Source organism: Microcoleus vaginatus HSN003 (assembly GCF_022701255.1).
GTDB classification, from domain to species: Bacteria; Cyanobacteriota; Cyanobacteriia; order Cyanobacteriales; family Microcoleaceae; genus Microcoleus; species Microcoleus vaginatus_B.
This window is the reverse complement of sequence record NZ_CP031705.1, coordinates 1,585,819-1,601,082: the sequence shown is the minus strand read 5'-3', so window position 1 is coordinate 1,601,082 and position 15,264 is coordinate 1,585,819. Positions and strand designations below refer to the sequence as shown.

The 15,264-nt window shown below is 48.5% G+C and carries 10 protein-coding genes; 6 read left to right on the top strand and 4 right to left on the bottom strand.

The genetic code is table 11. The features are described 5' to 3' along the window. Positions 1 to 17 precede the first annotated feature (17 nt). On the top strand, positions 18 to 476 hold the full coding sequence (locus D0A37_RS06680) for an ABA4-like family protein (RefSeq protein ID WP_242722573.1): 459 nt from the start codon (positions 18 to 20) through the stop codon (positions 474 to 476). Positions 477 to 809: 333 nt separating this feature from the next. Here the strand turns inward: D0A37_RS06680 and D0A37_RS06675 are convergent, their stop codons facing one another. Beyond that, positions 810 to 3,731, bottom strand: coding sequence for a sensor histidine kinase (locus D0A37_RS06675; RefSeq protein ID WP_242722570.1), 2,922 nt, complete (start codon positions 3,729 to 3,731; stop codon positions 810 to 812). 231 nt (positions 3,732 to 3,962) lie between these two features. Between D0A37_RS06675 and D0A37_RS06670 the strand changes: the two genes are divergently transcribed. Together D0A37_RS06670 and D0A37_RS06665 are read left to right on the top strand one after the other, a co-directional pair. Next, positions 3,963 to 5,126, top strand: coding sequence for a quinone-dependent dihydroorotate dehydrogenase (locus tag D0A37_RS06670; protein ID WP_242722568.1), 1,164 nt, complete (start codon positions 3,963 to 3,965; stop codon positions 5,124 to 5,126). A 628-nt stretch (positions 5,127 to 5,754) separates the two neighbouring features. Further along, positions 5,755 to 6,414: a SanA/YdcF family protein gene (locus tag D0A37_RS06665; RefSeq protein WP_242722565.1), complete on the top strand. Its 660-nt coding sequence runs from the start codon at positions 5,755 to 5,757 to the stop codon at positions 6,412 to 6,414. A 186-nt stretch (positions 6,415 to 6,600) separates the two neighbouring features. Here the strand turns inward: D0A37_RS06665 and D0A37_RS06660 are convergent, their stop codons facing one another. Continuing rightward, on the bottom strand, positions 6,601 to 6,828 hold the full coding sequence (locus D0A37_RS06660) for a hypothetical protein (protein WP_242722562.1): 228 nt from the start codon (positions 6,826 to 6,828) through the stop codon (positions 6,601 to 6,603). 452 nt (positions 6,829 to 7,280) lie between these two features. On the opposite strand from D0A37_RS06660, the gene D0A37_RS06655 reads away from it, so the two are divergent. The 3 genes from D0A37_RS06655 (at position 7,281) to D0A37_RS06645 (ending at position 10,443) form a co-directional block, all read left to right on the top strand. After that, positions 7,281 to 7,919 carry a transaldolase family protein gene (locus D0A37_RS06655; protein WP_242722559.1) on the top strand — a complete coding sequence of 213 codons (639 nt, stop codon included), beginning with the start codon at positions 7,281 to 7,283 and terminating at the stop codon, positions 7,917 to 7,919. A 227-nt stretch (positions 7,920 to 8,146) separates the two neighbouring features. After that, a complete protein-coding gene (locus D0A37_RS06650; RefSeq protein ID WP_242722556.1) occupies positions 8,147 to 9,838 on the top strand; it encodes a calcium-binding protein in 1,692 nt (563 codons plus the stop codon). Between the two features lie 53 nt (positions 9,839 to 9,891). Then, positions 9,892 to 10,443 (top strand): GUN4 domain-containing protein, encoded by a 552-nt coding sequence (locus D0A37_RS06645; protein WP_242722553.1) that lies wholly within the window; start codon positions 9,892 to 9,894, stop codon positions 10,441 to 10,443. Positions 10,444 to 10,542: 99 nt separating this feature from the next. Here D0A37_RS06645 and D0A37_RS06640 read toward each other — a convergent pair whose 3' ends face one another. Beyond that, positions 10,543 to 12,612 carry a serine/threonine-protein kinase gene (locus D0A37_RS06640; protein WP_242722550.1) on the bottom strand — a complete coding sequence of 690 codons (2,070 nt, stop codon included), beginning with the start codon at positions 12,610 to 12,612 and terminating at the stop codon, positions 10,543 to 10,545. A 1,131-nt stretch (positions 12,613 to 13,743) separates the two neighbouring features. Continuing rightward, positions 13,744 to 14,865 (bottom strand): calcium/proton exchanger, encoded by a 1,122-nt coding sequence (gene cax, locus D0A37_RS06635; RefSeq protein ID WP_242722547.1) that lies wholly within the window; start codon positions 14,863 to 14,865, stop codon positions 13,744 to 13,746. Positions 14,866 to 15,264: the final 399 nt, after the last annotated feature.

Sequence of the window (15,264 nt, the reverse complement as noted above, 5' to 3'; positions counted from 1 at the left end):
GGAGCCAAGAGCCAACTATGACACCCGAACTAATTTTTAATGCCGGTAATCTGTTCGTTGTGCCTTTCTGGGCAATTATGATTTTATTACCAAACTGGGGAATTACCCGAAAAGTGATGAATTCCTTTATTCCGTTTGCAGTGCTAGCCGTTTTGTACATATATTTGTTTGGTAGCAGTCTGACTGCGGAAAATGCGGCTGCTTTGTCGAATCCTAAGTTAGCAGATATTGCTAAGTTTCTGGGGGAAGAAACGGCGGCGGCTACGGGATGGATACATTTTTTAGTGATGGACTTGTTTGTCGGGCGCTGGATTTATTTGGAAGGACAGCGGACAGGAGTTTGGACGGTTCATTCTTTGGCTTTGTGCTTTTTTGCTGGGCCGATGGGATTGCTTTCTCATATTGTAACTGCTTGGATTACTCAAAGGTTTTTCCCCAGTTCTGAGGCGGCGGAAACTGTTACTTCATCGGTTTAGGCCGAGGGTTTTTAATACCTTGGATGTTATATCGCATCCGGTTGCATCGGAATGATTAAACCGCGAAGGCGCAAAGGACGCGAAGGAAGAGAAAGAAGAAGATGCGGTTATTCCTTCGCGCTATGAGCGTCTTCGCGGTTCATTTAATCTTACTACCTAACACAACTCGATCTAATAGAAGCGGAGTTGATATCAATCATCCACTCTTGGACGCAGAACCTAATTATATAGGGTGTACCTGAAGCACTTTACCGCTAGAAGTTGGGTTGGGGCTGGTTTATAACTATTTAGTATGTGAATTGCAGATAGGGGTGAAATCGCCGGTACAGAATTTTAAGAATGGGCTAGGGGCAGCACTAAACGAGCCACAATTAAATTGTTTTCTAACATTTCTATAGAAAAGTTTCCTCCCATTAAGCGTACCGCTCGCTGACAAATTAAGAGATTTTGGACGATCGACCTATTGGAACTAGAAACGGCTAATATGTCCGGCCCGGAACCGCCGTTGAAAGCAGCAATTAACTGTCGATCGCACGCGCCGCTATCGATCACAGACAATTCTAGCCAATCTTCCCCCACCAACTGAGAGCGAATCTCAATCTTGGCGCCAACAGCAGAGCGCCTGCAAGCCGTCGCCAGCAATTCGCACAGGATCAAATCTAGCTTGATGCTGTCGCCGCGAACGCTCAAAGTTTTACCCGCAGGCATCGACACAGCAGTTTCTCTGTGTACTTCCAGCAAGACTTGCGACTGTTTGACCAGGGAGGCTGTTCGATCGATCGATCGCCTCAGCCAAGCGCTCACAGGCACCGCATCTTGTCCAAATTGCAGCCGCCAATGTTCCTGTTTCAGCAGCAAATGAGTTGACCCCAAAGCATTGCCAATTTGCCGCAAAACCTGTTGGTAGCGCAAAGTTTTCAGAGCATCCTTTTGTTCCTTCACTGACTGGAAAATCGACTGACTCAACTCCCCCAACTCCTTCACCCCCGCTCCCACAGTGCGGTAAAAGTCCTCAAAACGTCGCTGTTTGTACCAGTTGAGCATCTCCAGATCAAATCGGTGCGACTCCTCGGCTGATTGCACCGCCAAATACCTGCGCCACCAAGCCAACTGAGACGCCATCGAGCTGAGTAAACTCACCGACAACTCCGACCACTGGCGACCGGGAGCGTCCGCAGCCACCACAATGCCCGCCGGAGCGTGTTCTGGGGCCGTCCGCAGCGCCACCGTCAGAATCTCGCCAATTCCCGGACTGCGGAGCCACCGCTTTGTCGCCAGCGGCAGTTGGCTCGTGCTCTGTTGCAGCACCCCGCTAGCAGCCAGGGTTTGTTGGATCAAGGCATCGGTTTTGACAGGAATCACCGCCTCGGGATTGAGCGCAAATACGGGATTGGCAGCTAGCGCCGTCGCAATTGAACCTTCCTCGTCACCGGGATTCCAAGTAATTACGGCTACTAAAGGACAGGAAAGTGTCTGGGAAACGTGTTGAGCAAAGTTACGATCGAGCTTTTGTAGCGGCAACTCTGGGAACATCGTCGGTGAAGCAGCAGATATCGGTTCCCCAGATTGCTCATCAGGAGAATGCTGCAAAACCGCCAAACCCGATTTGAGCAATCGCTCAAATTGCTGATATTTGTCGATTTCCGAACTCTGCTGCCAGGAGTGCAGGATCAATCCTAGCTGTTGGCTCACTAGCCGAACTAATTCTTGCTCCGATCGCCTCCAAGTGCGAGTTGCATTGTGCCCCACAACCAGCAAACCCTCGATGGATTTTCGATTGGTGATTGGCGATTGGCGATTGGGGCGTTCTCCCTCTTTCTTTTTCCCCCGAGTGCTCGATGCCAAAAGCGATCGCACCCCCGCCTCCCCCAACACTTCCCGCCAAGCGCCTAACCTCCCGTCTTCTTCCCAATTTTCAATAGCCACAGGTTCGCTTTCTTGCAACAGCCCCACGTCAGCCACATCCAGGGCGTTGAGCGGCGACGGCACTGACCTGCGGTTGCGGGGCAGATTTTGGCAGACAATTTCAAAGCGATTTTGTTCTTCGCCGTACAGCAGCAGCAAAAAGTATTCGCATTTGAGCCGCTCGCACAACTGTTCGGCGGTATTTTTCAAAGTCGCCTCCCAGTCAGCATCGCTGTAGATAGCGTGAGCTATTCCGGCAGTTAAATCTCGATCGATCTCAGTTTGCTGAATTTTCTCCTCCATCTCCGAGACAGGAGCCGTCAGAGCCACTAAACGCGCCACTCCCCGCAGGTAATGCTTTTCATTCTCTTGCCAAATCCGAGGCTCGCCGGCTTCGACTGCCAAAAATCCCAACAATTCCCCTTCTGAAACAATCGGCGCAGCCAACAGAGAGCGAGCGCGGATTTGCTGCATCAATCGCCCCGTCAGCTCAGTTTTCAGAGAACTTTGAGATTCACCGATCCAAACCATTTCTTCCCTGCCCAAAGCCTGATAAAATTCGCCCAAGTCTTGGACGGTGATGCCCGAAGCCGCTCGGCCCGGCCCGCCCAAACCCGGAGTAACTTCGCGGTTGCTGACTCGGCGCCAAAAATAGCGCCGCTCTCGCTCGAACCAATAAACATTGGTGCGCGTGGGATCGATAAATTCATGGGCTTGTTCGACAACCGCTTGCAAGTATTGGTCGAGCGATCGCAGTTCCCCCAACTGCGAAATCAGCGCTAAAAGAGACTGATCTGGGTGTTTGACTTGTTGTCGCTGCCAGTCTTTTTCTATTTGGTAAAGAGCAGTTGCCAGCGCTCCAAATACGATCGCCAACTGCGTTTTTTCCCCCGACTTTGGCGACGCTCCCCACACGTCAGTCCCGAGCAAAATCACGCCGTAGCAGCGGTCTTTGTAGCGCAGGGGAAACAGAGTCGTGCCTTGAATATTGAAAGTTTGAGCTGCTTTGCGCCATTCTCCGGCTCTACCTTCCGATCGCAAATCCGGGACTCCCACCGGCCGGAGCTGAATCACAACTTGTTCCAGCAAATCCCCTGGGCTGAGGGAAAACCGCTGTTTGAGAAAAGACTGGTCGCCGTTAGGAGTCATGCCGCCTTTTCCCAATAATCTGTGGGCCTGTCGATCGTACAACCCGATCCAAATCAACCCCCAGTCAAATTCCGCTTGCAAGTAACCGAGTGTGGTCGAAAGTAGCACTTCAACATTCTCCTCTTCTCGGAGAGTCTCCAGAACGCGTTCCAGGGTCGCGATTTGTTCGTCTAAATCCTTCGGTCTTTGCTGCTGCCCCATTTCCAAGCTTCCCCACACCTTTGTCTAATTTAAAATTACCAACTTAAAAATTAAAAAACTTAAAAAACAAAAGAATCAACTTATAATATAATCGTCTCACTTATCCTTGAATCTAAAACATTGGATAAAGTCGATGGAAGTTGAAGTAACAACCTCGCCTTCGCTGTCGGCTCGTGAATATTTTTATTTCGCTTCTCATTTCTCATTTGTAAATTGCCCCAGTACAAGTCATTGGATATTTATCAATCAGGTGTACGGCCGCTGTTGTTTTCCGTATTGAAAACCGATGCCGAGTGGCTGCACAACCGCACTCTCCAAGTTCTCGAACTCGCAGCCAGAACCCAGTCAAACCCCGCAACCAGCCAAATGCTCTCCCGATTGCAGAAATCTTTGGGAGTGCAAGATTCTCGCCTCGAACAATCTTTGTGGGGACTGAGCTTGAAAAATCCTGTCGGCTTGGCTGCGGGATTTGATAAAAACGGCGTAGCTGCCGATATTTGGGCAAATTTTGGCTTTGGCTTTGCCGAACTCGGCACTGTCACTTGTCAACCGCAGCCGGGAAACCCCCAACCTCGCTTGTTCCGCTTGACGGAGGACAGTGCAGCCCTCAACCGCATGGGATTTAACAATCAAGGAGCCGCGGCAATGGCAGCCCGGTTTCAGGCAGCACAGAAACAGTCCAAATTCGATGCCTCGCGCCCCATGCCTCAGTCTCCGTTCCCCTTGGGCATCAATCTCGGTAAATCTAAGGTAACACCGTTAGAGGAGGCAGCAGCCGACTATTTGGAGAGTTTTAAGCTGCTGAAAGATTGGGGCGACTATTTTGTAGTCAACGTTTCGTCTCCGAATACGCCGGGGTTGCGATCGCTCCAAGATGCTGCTGGGCTTAGCACAATTTTGGAAAGTTTGCAACAAGAAAATCGGGGAATTAAGCCAATTTTAGTCAAGATTGCGCCGGATTTGGAGTCGGAGGCGATCGTATCAATCCTCGACTTAGCAAAAACCTACCAACTAGCAGGAATTATCGCCACAAATACCACCATCCGCCGCGACGGATTGAAAACACAAATATTGCGAGAAACAAACAAACCAATCGCCGAAGAAGCCGGGGGAATTAGCGGGCTTCCTGTGCGGGAGCGATCGACAGAAGTAATCCGATTTATCTGGCAATATACAAAAGGCGAATTGCCCATAATTGGAGTTGGTGGCATTTTTACCGCCGAGGATGCTTGGGAAAAAATAGCCGCCGGGGCGAGTTTAATTCAAGTTTACACCGGTTGGGTTTACGAAGGGCCTTGGATGGTGAGGCGGATTCTACAAGGCTTGTTGCAAAAGTTAGAAGAAAAAGGATTTAATTCGATTTCCCAGGCAGTTGGTTCGGAAAACATTAAGTAGTGCGACATTACCACACTCCCACAAGGGTTTAATTCTATAGCGGGTGAAAGAATGAATTAGCAGGGCTTACCAATGAGTAATAGACCTCTTGCAAAAATAATTAGGACGGGCAAGATGCCCATCCCACAAGAAAAAATAACTCTTGTGGGATGGGCATCTTGCCCGTCCCATCAATTGATGAAAAGGATTTTTGCAAGATATCTAATAATTTTACACCGAAATAGCAGCTTATCAAAGCAGTTTTTCAATCTCATCGCTAACCACAAAAATACCATTTTCAGCCTCTTGTGGGTTGCAAACACGACATCATGACCGTGTTTTCGCAATTCAAGGGCGATCGCAATTGTAGGAGGATGGAGCTCGCCCAAACAACCAATTGTGGTTCAAACAATTCGACTCACTGTCAAAACCTCTGGCTCGGCATTACCTATACAATCACCCAGTTAATTGCCCATTATATTTGTAGGGTGCGCCCTCCACACCGAGAGGCTATTTACACTAGCTCAAAAATCTTTTTTGCCTTATGATAATATCTATATCACTTCAATACGCCAACTTCCACCCGCTGGGTCATCTGAGATAGAATCTATTGAAACAATGAAAAAGTTCCCCACATTGGCTTGAATTTATGCTGCCTAAATCGTTTCTATTGCAACTGCGATTTGCCTTACCGCTGTTAATACTAGCCTCCGCCCTCATACCCGTAGCCCTCAACTACTACGTCAGGCTTGTTACCAGCAACTACCGCTACAGCGATATAGCTAACGTGCCGACAGAACCCATTGCTATCGTTTTTGGTGCCGGAGTTTGGGAAGACGGTACTCCAAGCCCCATGTTAGCCGATCGAGTGCAAGCAGCCGTCGATTTGTACAAAGCGGGGCGAGTGGACAAACTTTTGATGACAGGAGACAATAGCAGCGTCGATTACAACGAAGTCCAAGCAATGCAGGACTACGCCGAAGCACAGGGCGTACCGATTAATAATATCATTCTCGATTATGCCGGATTTAGCACCTATGAAAGTTGCTACCGGGCGAAAGAGATTTTTGGCATAACGCAGGCTGTTTTAGTTACCCAAAACTTTCACTTAGCCCGCGCTGTTTATACCTGTCGCCGGTTGGGCATAGAGGCGATCGGTTTAGGAACGCCGGATTGGGGCAAATTTAGCCATAAGGGCATGATTCACTACAGTTTCCGCGAATTTTTGGCAGTCCTCAAAGCGCTTTGGGAAGTGCGCGTTACCCGTCCGGAACCGACTTTTTTGGGGCCGTTTGAAGGAATAAAATAACAGTTATGAGTGCTCTGTTGAAGAATTTTGTCGTTGCTTTAAGGAATAAAATTTTTCCAAAAAACAGGTTTTGTTGCAACTAACCGGACATCATGTAAGTCCGGGAGTTGTAAGTTTTGAGTTAAACAAAACTTACAACAAAACTCACAAATCATAACTCGCCCTTACGCAGTAGCGCTCCCTAACTTACTCGCGTTTGGAAAGCCCCGCCAGCGACCAAGTTAGGCTCACCATCATTAAGCGACCTAGAGCCTTCAAACGGTCTTCGGCGTTATTTTCAATTGCTTGAGACAGAGTTTCAGACTTAACATTTCTCGACAATTCTTCAGGGGTTTCTGCTGGTTTTTCCAACTGGGGCTGTTCAGAAGATGTCTCAAGGCTGACTTGTGGCTGCTGATTTTTCTGTTCGGTCATTTTCTGAGTCACCTCCTGGAGTTATTGCATACATAACCCTTACTACAAATGTAACTTATTTGTATCCGGGATGGGTCGAGTAAAGTTTTCCTTACCCGACAACCGCAGTTACCAACTGCCTTAAAAGTTTTGATTTCAGTTGTTAGCTATCTTAAATAGCACTTCGCCAATTTTCCTCAGAAACCCGGTTTATTCACAGATATGTCGTCCTCCACCAATTTTTGAGAATAAACTGGATTTCTGGGCCTAAGTCCTGCTGAATTCAAAACTAACGCCTTCAAAACTCACGTACTACTACCGAGGATGCACATCACTGAATTGTTATATTTACTTAACAGTAATATTTCCGAGATTCTGATATTGTTAAAGCTTAACAATTAATTTTGCTCGGATTTATCTCAATCTGAAAGCAAGTCTCTGGAAAATATTAAGAAACTGAAGGTGTAGAGCCGATGGCAATTTATGTTGATACTGCAATTGTAGCGGAAGCCGCACGGGCGAGCAAGTTCGGATGGATAGCGGGAATTACTACTAATCCGACACTTTTGGCAAAAAGCGAGTTATCTCCTGAGCAAACCCTTAAACAACTGGCACAACTGATTCCTGGGGAAGTGTATTATCAGCTAATGGCATCTGATGTTGATGGCATGGTAGCAGAAGGAAAAGCTGCTTTTGAATTAATTGGACAGCAAACAGTTTTGAAAGTTCCAGCAACGGCGGCGGGTTTCCAAGCAGTCGCGCATTTGTCACCGTCCATTCCTTGCGCGGTGACGGCGATATACAGCGCATCACAAGCAGTTGTCTCAGCAGAAGCGGGTGCTAAATATGCGATCGCCTATGTGAATCGCGCCACCAGATTGTTGGGAGACGGTTTTGCCTTAGTGCAAGATATGGCAAATGTCTTGAAGAAAAGTAATACTGAAATTTTGGCAGCTAGCATTAAATCGCCGGAAGAAGCGGTAAAGACTTTATTAGCTGGAGCACATCATTTGACATTGCCTTTTGATGTATTGCAGGCGCTCGCACTTCATGAACTTTCGCAGCAAACTGTGGATGAATTTGCCAAAAACGGGCGGGGAATTAGTTATTAGATTTTGCAATACAGAAAACTTCCTTAATTCTGGAGCAAGTATCATTCGCTCGCTGACTGCATATGAGTTAGGCTATTTTGTCTAGTGTTGGTAACATTTATTGATAAATATGGCTTTTATGAACTCCAAGTTATGACTTTTATGAATTGACTTGGAGAGCGGCTTATTGAATAATTTCAATCAACCGCACGGCATCTCCAAACTTCTACTCTTAAATGTCAGGGCTTATGACCATTACTCGCATCCCCGTAGACTCAACAGGCATCTCTGACCCAGCAGGCGATGTGCAGGGCAACCGTTACTCGGTCAAATCATCCATCTCCGGTGATGGGCGGTTTGTGGCGTTTACACTTCAACAATCCATCTTCCGAATCGGAGCTCCGAACAATAATATTAACAATAGCGACGACATCTTCGTGCGCGACTTGTTAACCAACACCACCACCCGCGTCTCTGTTGACTCAGCAGGGAATCCGGGGAACGACAGCTCCTACGACCCCTCCATCTCTGCTGACGGAAGGTTTGTGGCGTTTCAATCTGATGCCACCAACCTCGTGCCGGGCGACACAAATAATAACAACGACATCTTCGTCCGCGATTTGTCAACCAACACCACCACCCGTGTCTCTGTTGGCTCAGCAGGCAATCAGGGGAACGACTTTTCCGGGAACCCCTCCATCTCGGGCGACGGGCGGTTTGTAACGTTTTCATCTAGTGCCACCAACCTCGTGCCGGGGGACACTAACAATGAGGAGGACATCTTCGTCCGCGACTTGTCAACTAATACCACCACCCTCGTCTCTGTCAGTTCTAGTGGCGATCGCGCGAACGACTACTCCGACTTCGCCTCCATCTCCGCCAACGGGCGGTTTGTGGCATTTCGCTCTTGGGCCACCAACCTCGTGCCTGGGGATACTAACAACGAACGCGACATTTTCGTGCGCGACTTGTTGACCAATACTACTACCCTCGTCTCTGTGAGTTCCAATGGCGATCGCGCGAACGACTCCTCCAGCCTCTGCTCTATTTCTGCTGACGGGAGGTTTGTGGCGTTTTCATCTGATGCCTCCAACCTCGTACCGGGGGACACTAACGATCGCGACGACATTTTCGTGCGCGACTTGTCAACCAATACCACCACTCGCGTCTCTATTTCCTCAACAGGCAATCAGGGCAACCAAGATTCCGGGTCCGCCTCCATATCCGCTGACGGGGGGTTTGTGACGTTTTCATCTGAAGCCTCCAACCTCGTGCCAGGGGACACTAACAATAAAGAAGACATCTTCCTGCGCGACTTGTTAACCAATACTACTACCCGTCTCTCTGTTGACTCAGCAGGCAATCAGGGGAACAGCGACTCCGAGTTGCCCTCCATCTCGGCCAACGGGCAGAAAGTGGCGTTTTCATCTTTTGCAGCCAATCTCGTGCCGGGAGATACCAACAACGGCCCAGACCTCTTTATTTCTGACATAGGCAACGCTCCAGGCGGCATCAATAACTCTCCAAACGTCATCAACGGCACGAACGGCAACGACAACCTGACTGGCACTCCAGGCAACGATAACATCAACGGTTTGCGGGGCAACGATATTCTCACTGGCGGGGGTGGCAACGATATCCTTTATGGCGGCAAAGGTTTTGACACCCTCAACGGTGGTTTGGGCAACGATAATCTAGTCGGCGGCGCGGGCAACGATGTATTTGTTTTAGGTGCGGGGTTGGGAGTTGATACAATCTCTGATTTCGCCAACTCTCAAGATACCATTCAATTAATTAATGGCTTGACCTTCGGACAGCTATCAATTTCGCCGGGAACGGACGGCACATTAATTAGAGTAGCCAGCAGCGGTGAAGTTTTAGCTTCTTTGACAGGCGTTGCTCCCAATCTCCTCGGTTCTGAAAATTTCATCTCTGTCTAGAGATAGATGGTAAACTGGTCATTTGTTAAATCACTTTTGCTCACAGGAACATCATGATTAAACTTGGCAAACAATCACTCGCATTAATAGGCACATTTCTTGCAGTTTTGCAACCAGCATTTACCGCTCATTCACAAGAAAGCACCAGCGAATTCAGCAAACTTCAATCCTTATTAGAAGCCAAAAAATGGTACGAAGCCGATCAAGAAACAGTCTCTCTGATCCGCAACAACTCCGCCAATCTGTCTTGTCCGAACCTCCGGGCGATCGATCAGATGTGGATGCAATCGAGCAATGGCAAATATGGATTGACTCCACAGTTAGAGATTTGGCAGAAAGTGGGCGGTTCTAGCTGTCGAACTTGCGAAGGTCAAATTAAAGAATTTAGCAAGCAAGTAGGATGGAACATGAGCTCGCAAGTAAGTCCTATACCAGGGGAGTTTCCAGCCCAGTATCCAACTGTTGCTTCATTAAGTTGGCAAAGTTATGTGGACAGCGATAAAAGCATAACTAGGTACAGTCTTTTTGCTGGCGCGCAGACATGGCAAGCGTGGAGAGTTACAGAATTTAACCTGTTTTCTACTTTTGCCAATTGCGGCAAGTAACAGTTGTAGGGCGGGCAATGCCCAGACTTCCACGTCGGAGTCGGGATGGGATTTCTCGATCGCCTCGACTCTTCAATCTAAAATCTTAAAATACTAGGACTATGGCATTCGCCAAATCTTAATAGTGCGATCGGGGCTGGCGCTCACAAAAGTCTTGCTATCTCTGCCAATAGCAACAGAACTCACAAACTGGCTGTGACCTGAAAGAGTGCTTCTTTCTTTTCCCGTCTTCAAATCCCACACTATAATATCTCCGCCCCCGCTGATCAAAGTGCGGCTGTCTGGGCTAAAGGCGATCGTCCTCACCCAGGCCGAATGCCCTTTAAAAGTGCGGGTGCGCTTCCCGTCTTGCACGTTCGACAAACGGATCGTCTTGTCGGTGCTAGCACTAGCCACAATTTTCCCGTTCGGGCTAAGAGCCACAGCATTAACGGGGCCCCCGTGCCCTGTGATAATTCTTCTGACTTCTCCCGTGCCGAGATTCCACAAACGCAGAGTCTTGTCCTCGCTGCCGCTAGCCAGAGTTTTACCGTCCCGGCTCAAAGCGATCGCGTTTACTCCTCCGGCGTGGCCGCTCAAAGTCCGCAACCTGCTGCCGGTTCTGACATTCCACAAGCGAACAGTTTTGTCATCGCTTCCACTAGCCAGAGTTTGACCGTCCCTGCTAAAAGCGATCGCGTTGACGGGGGCTGTGTGAGCGGCAATCGTCCGCGTCCGCCGCCCCGTCTTCAAATCCCAGAGAATCACACTATTGTCGTCGCCGCCGCTGGCCAAAATCGAGCTGTCGGGGCTCACCGCCAGCGTCTTGACCGATTTTTTAGAATGCACCGAATTGAGAGTCCGCACCAGGCGTCCCGTCCTCACATTCCAAATTCTAATCGTCCCAAAGCTTGCGCTCACCAAAGTTTGACCGTCAGGCGACAGGGCGATCGCATTTACACCCCCGACATTATCCAAACTTCTTTGCAAAAAATGAGTGGTAGGTAAAGTAGAAAGCAGCCACACCGGGTTTGCCGGAAACACCCCGTAACGCAGCGAACCGTAAATTTGAGACGCGCCAATACTCACCATCAAAACAGCCGCGCCCGCCAGCAACTTCTTTTTCCAATCAAAAACATCTTTCTCGGTCTTGTTCAATCCCGAATTCAGAGGTCTGAGGCGGTTTATGGAACTCTGCTTCTTCGCCCCAGACGGCCCGGAAGTTGCGCGAATTTTAGTTTGCCCCGTCGTCGGCAACTGAGTCGGCAACTGACTTTCCGCGCCATCGAGTTTAATTTCCTCCAAGCACTGCAAAACCATCTGCGGACTTTGAGGTCGATTTCCCGGAAAAGGCGCCATCAGATAATCGATTACATTAGCCACGGCGTCGGAAACCTGAGGAGCTCCTTTGCGCCACATTAATCTGCCCGTGCGCGGGTTCTCTGGAAACGCAGTCGGCGGCTTTCCAGTCAGCAAATAAACAAAAGTGCGCCCCAGAGCAAAAAAATCTGACTGCGGAACAGCCTTGCCATTAGTTTGTTCCGGCGGCGTGTAGCCCGGGGAAACAATACCAGTCACATTTTGCCCCTGGCCCACCTTAGCGAAATAAGTCGCGGAAACTTCCCGAGCAGTCCCGAAGTCAATCAGCACTAACTGCCCGTTTGGCTTGCACATAATATTGTGCGGCTTGATATCCCGATGGAAATAGTTGAGGCGGTGAACTTGGTCTAAAATTTCCGACAGTTGTTTGAGCCAGTTCACAGCTTGTTCTTGACTGATGGGGCGGCCCCGATGTTTCAGCCAGTCTTGCAAATTGGCCCCAGCAATTTTCTCCATCACCAGACAGTGAAAAGACTCTGTGCTGTGAGCAGGGGTAAATATAAAATAACCGTCGCGATCGACTTTGGGAATACCTGGATGTCTTAGCCTGACCAATACGTCGGCTTCTTGCTTAAAAAGTTCTACAGCTTTGGGATGTTCTTTGAGCAAGACTTTGAGCACTCTTCGGGCGCCGTTGTCGTCCACTTCAAATGTTCTGCCAAAGCCGCCGCCTCCGAGAGGCGCGACAAGCCGATATCGACCTTGCAACAAAAGTTCAGACCCGCAGTGGATACACACGGATTTGCCAGAGTTGGCTGGATCGGAGGGATTCGGGCATTTGGGATTGAGGCAATAACTCACAGAAGCCACATAACCCTGATTGAGGTTGCTCTATCAAGTTTTACTTTGACACTGCTATACAAAACTTTGGCTAAGCTTATTTTTGCTTCACCATTCAACTAGAAGTATTTTCTAGAGGGTCTGATTCCTGCTTCTGCCAAGGGAGTCGGCTCTTACTTGTCCACAGGCGTAAATTCGGGTGGAGCAGCACCCTATTTTTCCAGTCTGTACAACTATTTATTATTGTGGAAGCTTTTAGCCATTGTTTAACCATTATTTTCAACCAATTTAACGAATCGTGGTATCCCGTTCGACCTTTTTATAGGCTGGTCAGTTTTAAATCAACCGTCGTTTACTCTCCCAGAAAATTTTTGCTGCCGATTTTCGTCATTATTCTGAGAATGTTGCACATAACTGTGCCTCTGTCAATAGGCTGACCATAATTCGCTATGAGCAAGTTTAATAAAGTATTAAGCGATTAGATTAACCTCTGTGCACTCTTGGTGACTGAGATTTTTGGTTCAGCTTGCCTCACTTGCCTTGATAGGATTACTCCAGCCAAAGTAGAGGTGTCTTCTCTAAGAGCGTTAATTTTGGTAGGGCATACCGTATTTGAGTAGTCCTTTTTATCTAGTTCGGTTTTTGTTCAAATACGAGTTTTCCTAGACGGCAACACCGTCTTTGTGTGACTAGGTACTTAACAATCTAGTTAAGTTTTTACGTTGTCTAGTTCTACTCGATTTTCAACTTATGACGATCGTAGCACACCTAGTACAAAACTCATGAGCACTCTTGATTGAAATCTTGCAGCGTCGCTGAAGTCAAGCGAGGCTTTAGTCTCGCTTGACTTCAGCATCCCCTCTTTTTCTATAACCAGTGGCACTGCGATCTAACGATCGGGTTGAGGCCAAAGGTTCTGTTCTTTGTCACAGCCGATCAATGTCAAAAATCCCTGATGACAGCAGATAATTTACAAAAAGACCAGAACTAATAACCCAGAGCAGCCAGATTCCAATTGTACGATCGCAACCACCACTCTCGAAGAAAGAAGTGAGAGTGGGCGAGTGGGCGAGTGGAAAAGGGAAGTGGGAAAACCCGCCTTCTGCTGAATACCTTCTTCCCTCTTCCCTCTTCCCTCTTCCTTCCCGATAAGAAAGCCTTTTAAACAAGTCCCTCAATTACCGGATGGAAGTAGAACGCCAGCGCCAAAACCGTATAAGCTGCCAACAGCAAAGTACCTTCGAGCCAGTTAGAGTTGCCGTCAGAACTGATAGAATTGGCGATCAGCACCGACACCGCAACCGCTACAAGTTCAAACGGGTTGAAATTCAAGTCCATCGGTTTGCCCAAGACAAAACCTGCCAAAACCAACACCGGGGCAACAAACAAAGCAATTTGCAAACTCGAACCCACGGCCACAGAAACCGACAAATCCATTTTATTTTTCATCGCCACCGTCACCGCCGTCGTATGTTCGGCCGCATTGCCAATAATCGGCACTAAAATCACCCCGGTAAACAATGATGTCAGCCCCAAACGCGCCGTCGCTTCTTCCAGAGTACCCACCAGCAGTTCTGACTCGACAGCTACCATCAGGGTACAGGCCAACAGCACCCCAATCCACAGCGGCAGATTGACTTTGTGGTCTGGACTGTCTGGTGCTAAGTTACTTTCGGCTAATTCTTCAAGCATTCCTATTTCTGCCACCCCTGCATCGTACAGATAACTGTGGGTTTTCATCGAAAACAGCAGCGTCAGCACGTAGACGATAATCAGGACTACAGCAACAGCGCTAGAGAGGTTCTGCATAGTTTCGGGAGGGATGCCAATAGAGGTGGCATTAACTGCCGTCGGCACCAAAATGGCAATCACCGCTAAGTTCATCGCTGAAGCGTTCAAGCGGGCGACTGTCGGCTGAAAATCTTGTTCTTTGTAGCGCAAGCCGCCCAGCAGCATTGCAAATCCCATCACCAGCAGCAGGTTGCTCATAATTGAACCGGTGATGCTGGCCTTGACAACATCTATTAGTCCGGCGTTGAGGGCGACGATGCCGATAATCAGTTCCGTGGCATTTCCGAAGGTAGCGTTCAGCAAACCCCCCAAGTTGGCGCCGAGGACGACGGCGATTTCTTCGGTGGCTGTCCCCATCCAGGCGGCTAGGGGGATGATAGCTAAAGCCGAGGTGATGAAGATTGTGGAGGATTCCCAGCCGAGAAAGTGTCCGGCGATGGAAACCGGGATAAATAACAGCAGACTGGAAATTATTGTATTTGTGTTTAGCATTTAGATTCTCAAAAGCTGCCAACCGTCAATCATAGCCTGCCACAAAGTTTAAGAAAGGGGGAGGGTTCGATATTTGGGTGTGGGCTTAAAGCTGGGGGTGGGCGATCGGGCGATCGAGCTTTGAGGCAGCCTGCGATACCTGTACTTCACGAGCTATGCCACACATTCTTCGTTTGATCGAGACGCATCGGACAACCGCAATATTTAGCAAATGCTGTTTTATTCCTAATGTAAAACAGAACACCCCAAGCCCCGAATTTTTAAAGAAGTCGGTGATATAACAGCGAGATAATTTTACGTTGAATTAGATTAATTTACTTAGTAAAATAGTTGCCAGCAAAAGTGGGTAAAGAGTTGCGGGCCGTGCTTTATCTCTTAGGATGGAAATTAAGCTGGGAT

What these genes read in the sequence shown, in the direction of transcription:
- D0A37_RS06680 (WP_242722573.1), top strand. Translation starts at nt 18, where the DNA reads ATGACACCCGAACTAATTTTTAATGCCGGTAATCTGTTCGTTGTGCCT.
- D0A37_RS06675 (WP_242722570.1), bottom strand. Translation starts at nt 3,731, where the DNA reads ATGGGGCAGCAGCAAAGACCGAAGGATTTAGACGAACAAATCGCGACC.
- D0A37_RS06665 (WP_242722565.1), top strand. Translation starts at nt 5,755, where the DNA reads ATGCTGCCTAAATCGTTTCTATTGCAACTGCGATTTGCCTTACCGCTG.
- D0A37_RS06660 (WP_242722562.1), bottom strand. Translation starts at nt 6,828, where the DNA reads ATGACCGAACAGAAAAATCAGCAGCCACAAGTCAGCCTTGAGACATCT.
- D0A37_RS06655 (WP_242722559.1), top strand. Translation starts at nt 7,281, where the DNA reads ATGGCAATTTATGTTGATACTGCAATTGTAGCGGAAGCCGCACGGGCG.
- D0A37_RS06650 (WP_242722556.1), top strand. Translation starts at nt 8,147, where the DNA reads ATGACCATTACTCGCATCCCCGTAGACTCAACAGGCATCTCTGACCCA.
- D0A37_RS06645 (WP_242722553.1), top strand. Translation starts at nt 9,892, where the DNA reads ATGATTAAACTTGGCAAACAATCACTCGCATTAATAGGCACATTTCTT.
- cax (WP_242722547.1), bottom strand. Translation starts at nt 14,865, where the DNA reads ATGCTAAACACAAATACAATAATTTCCAGTCTGCTGTTATTTATCCCG.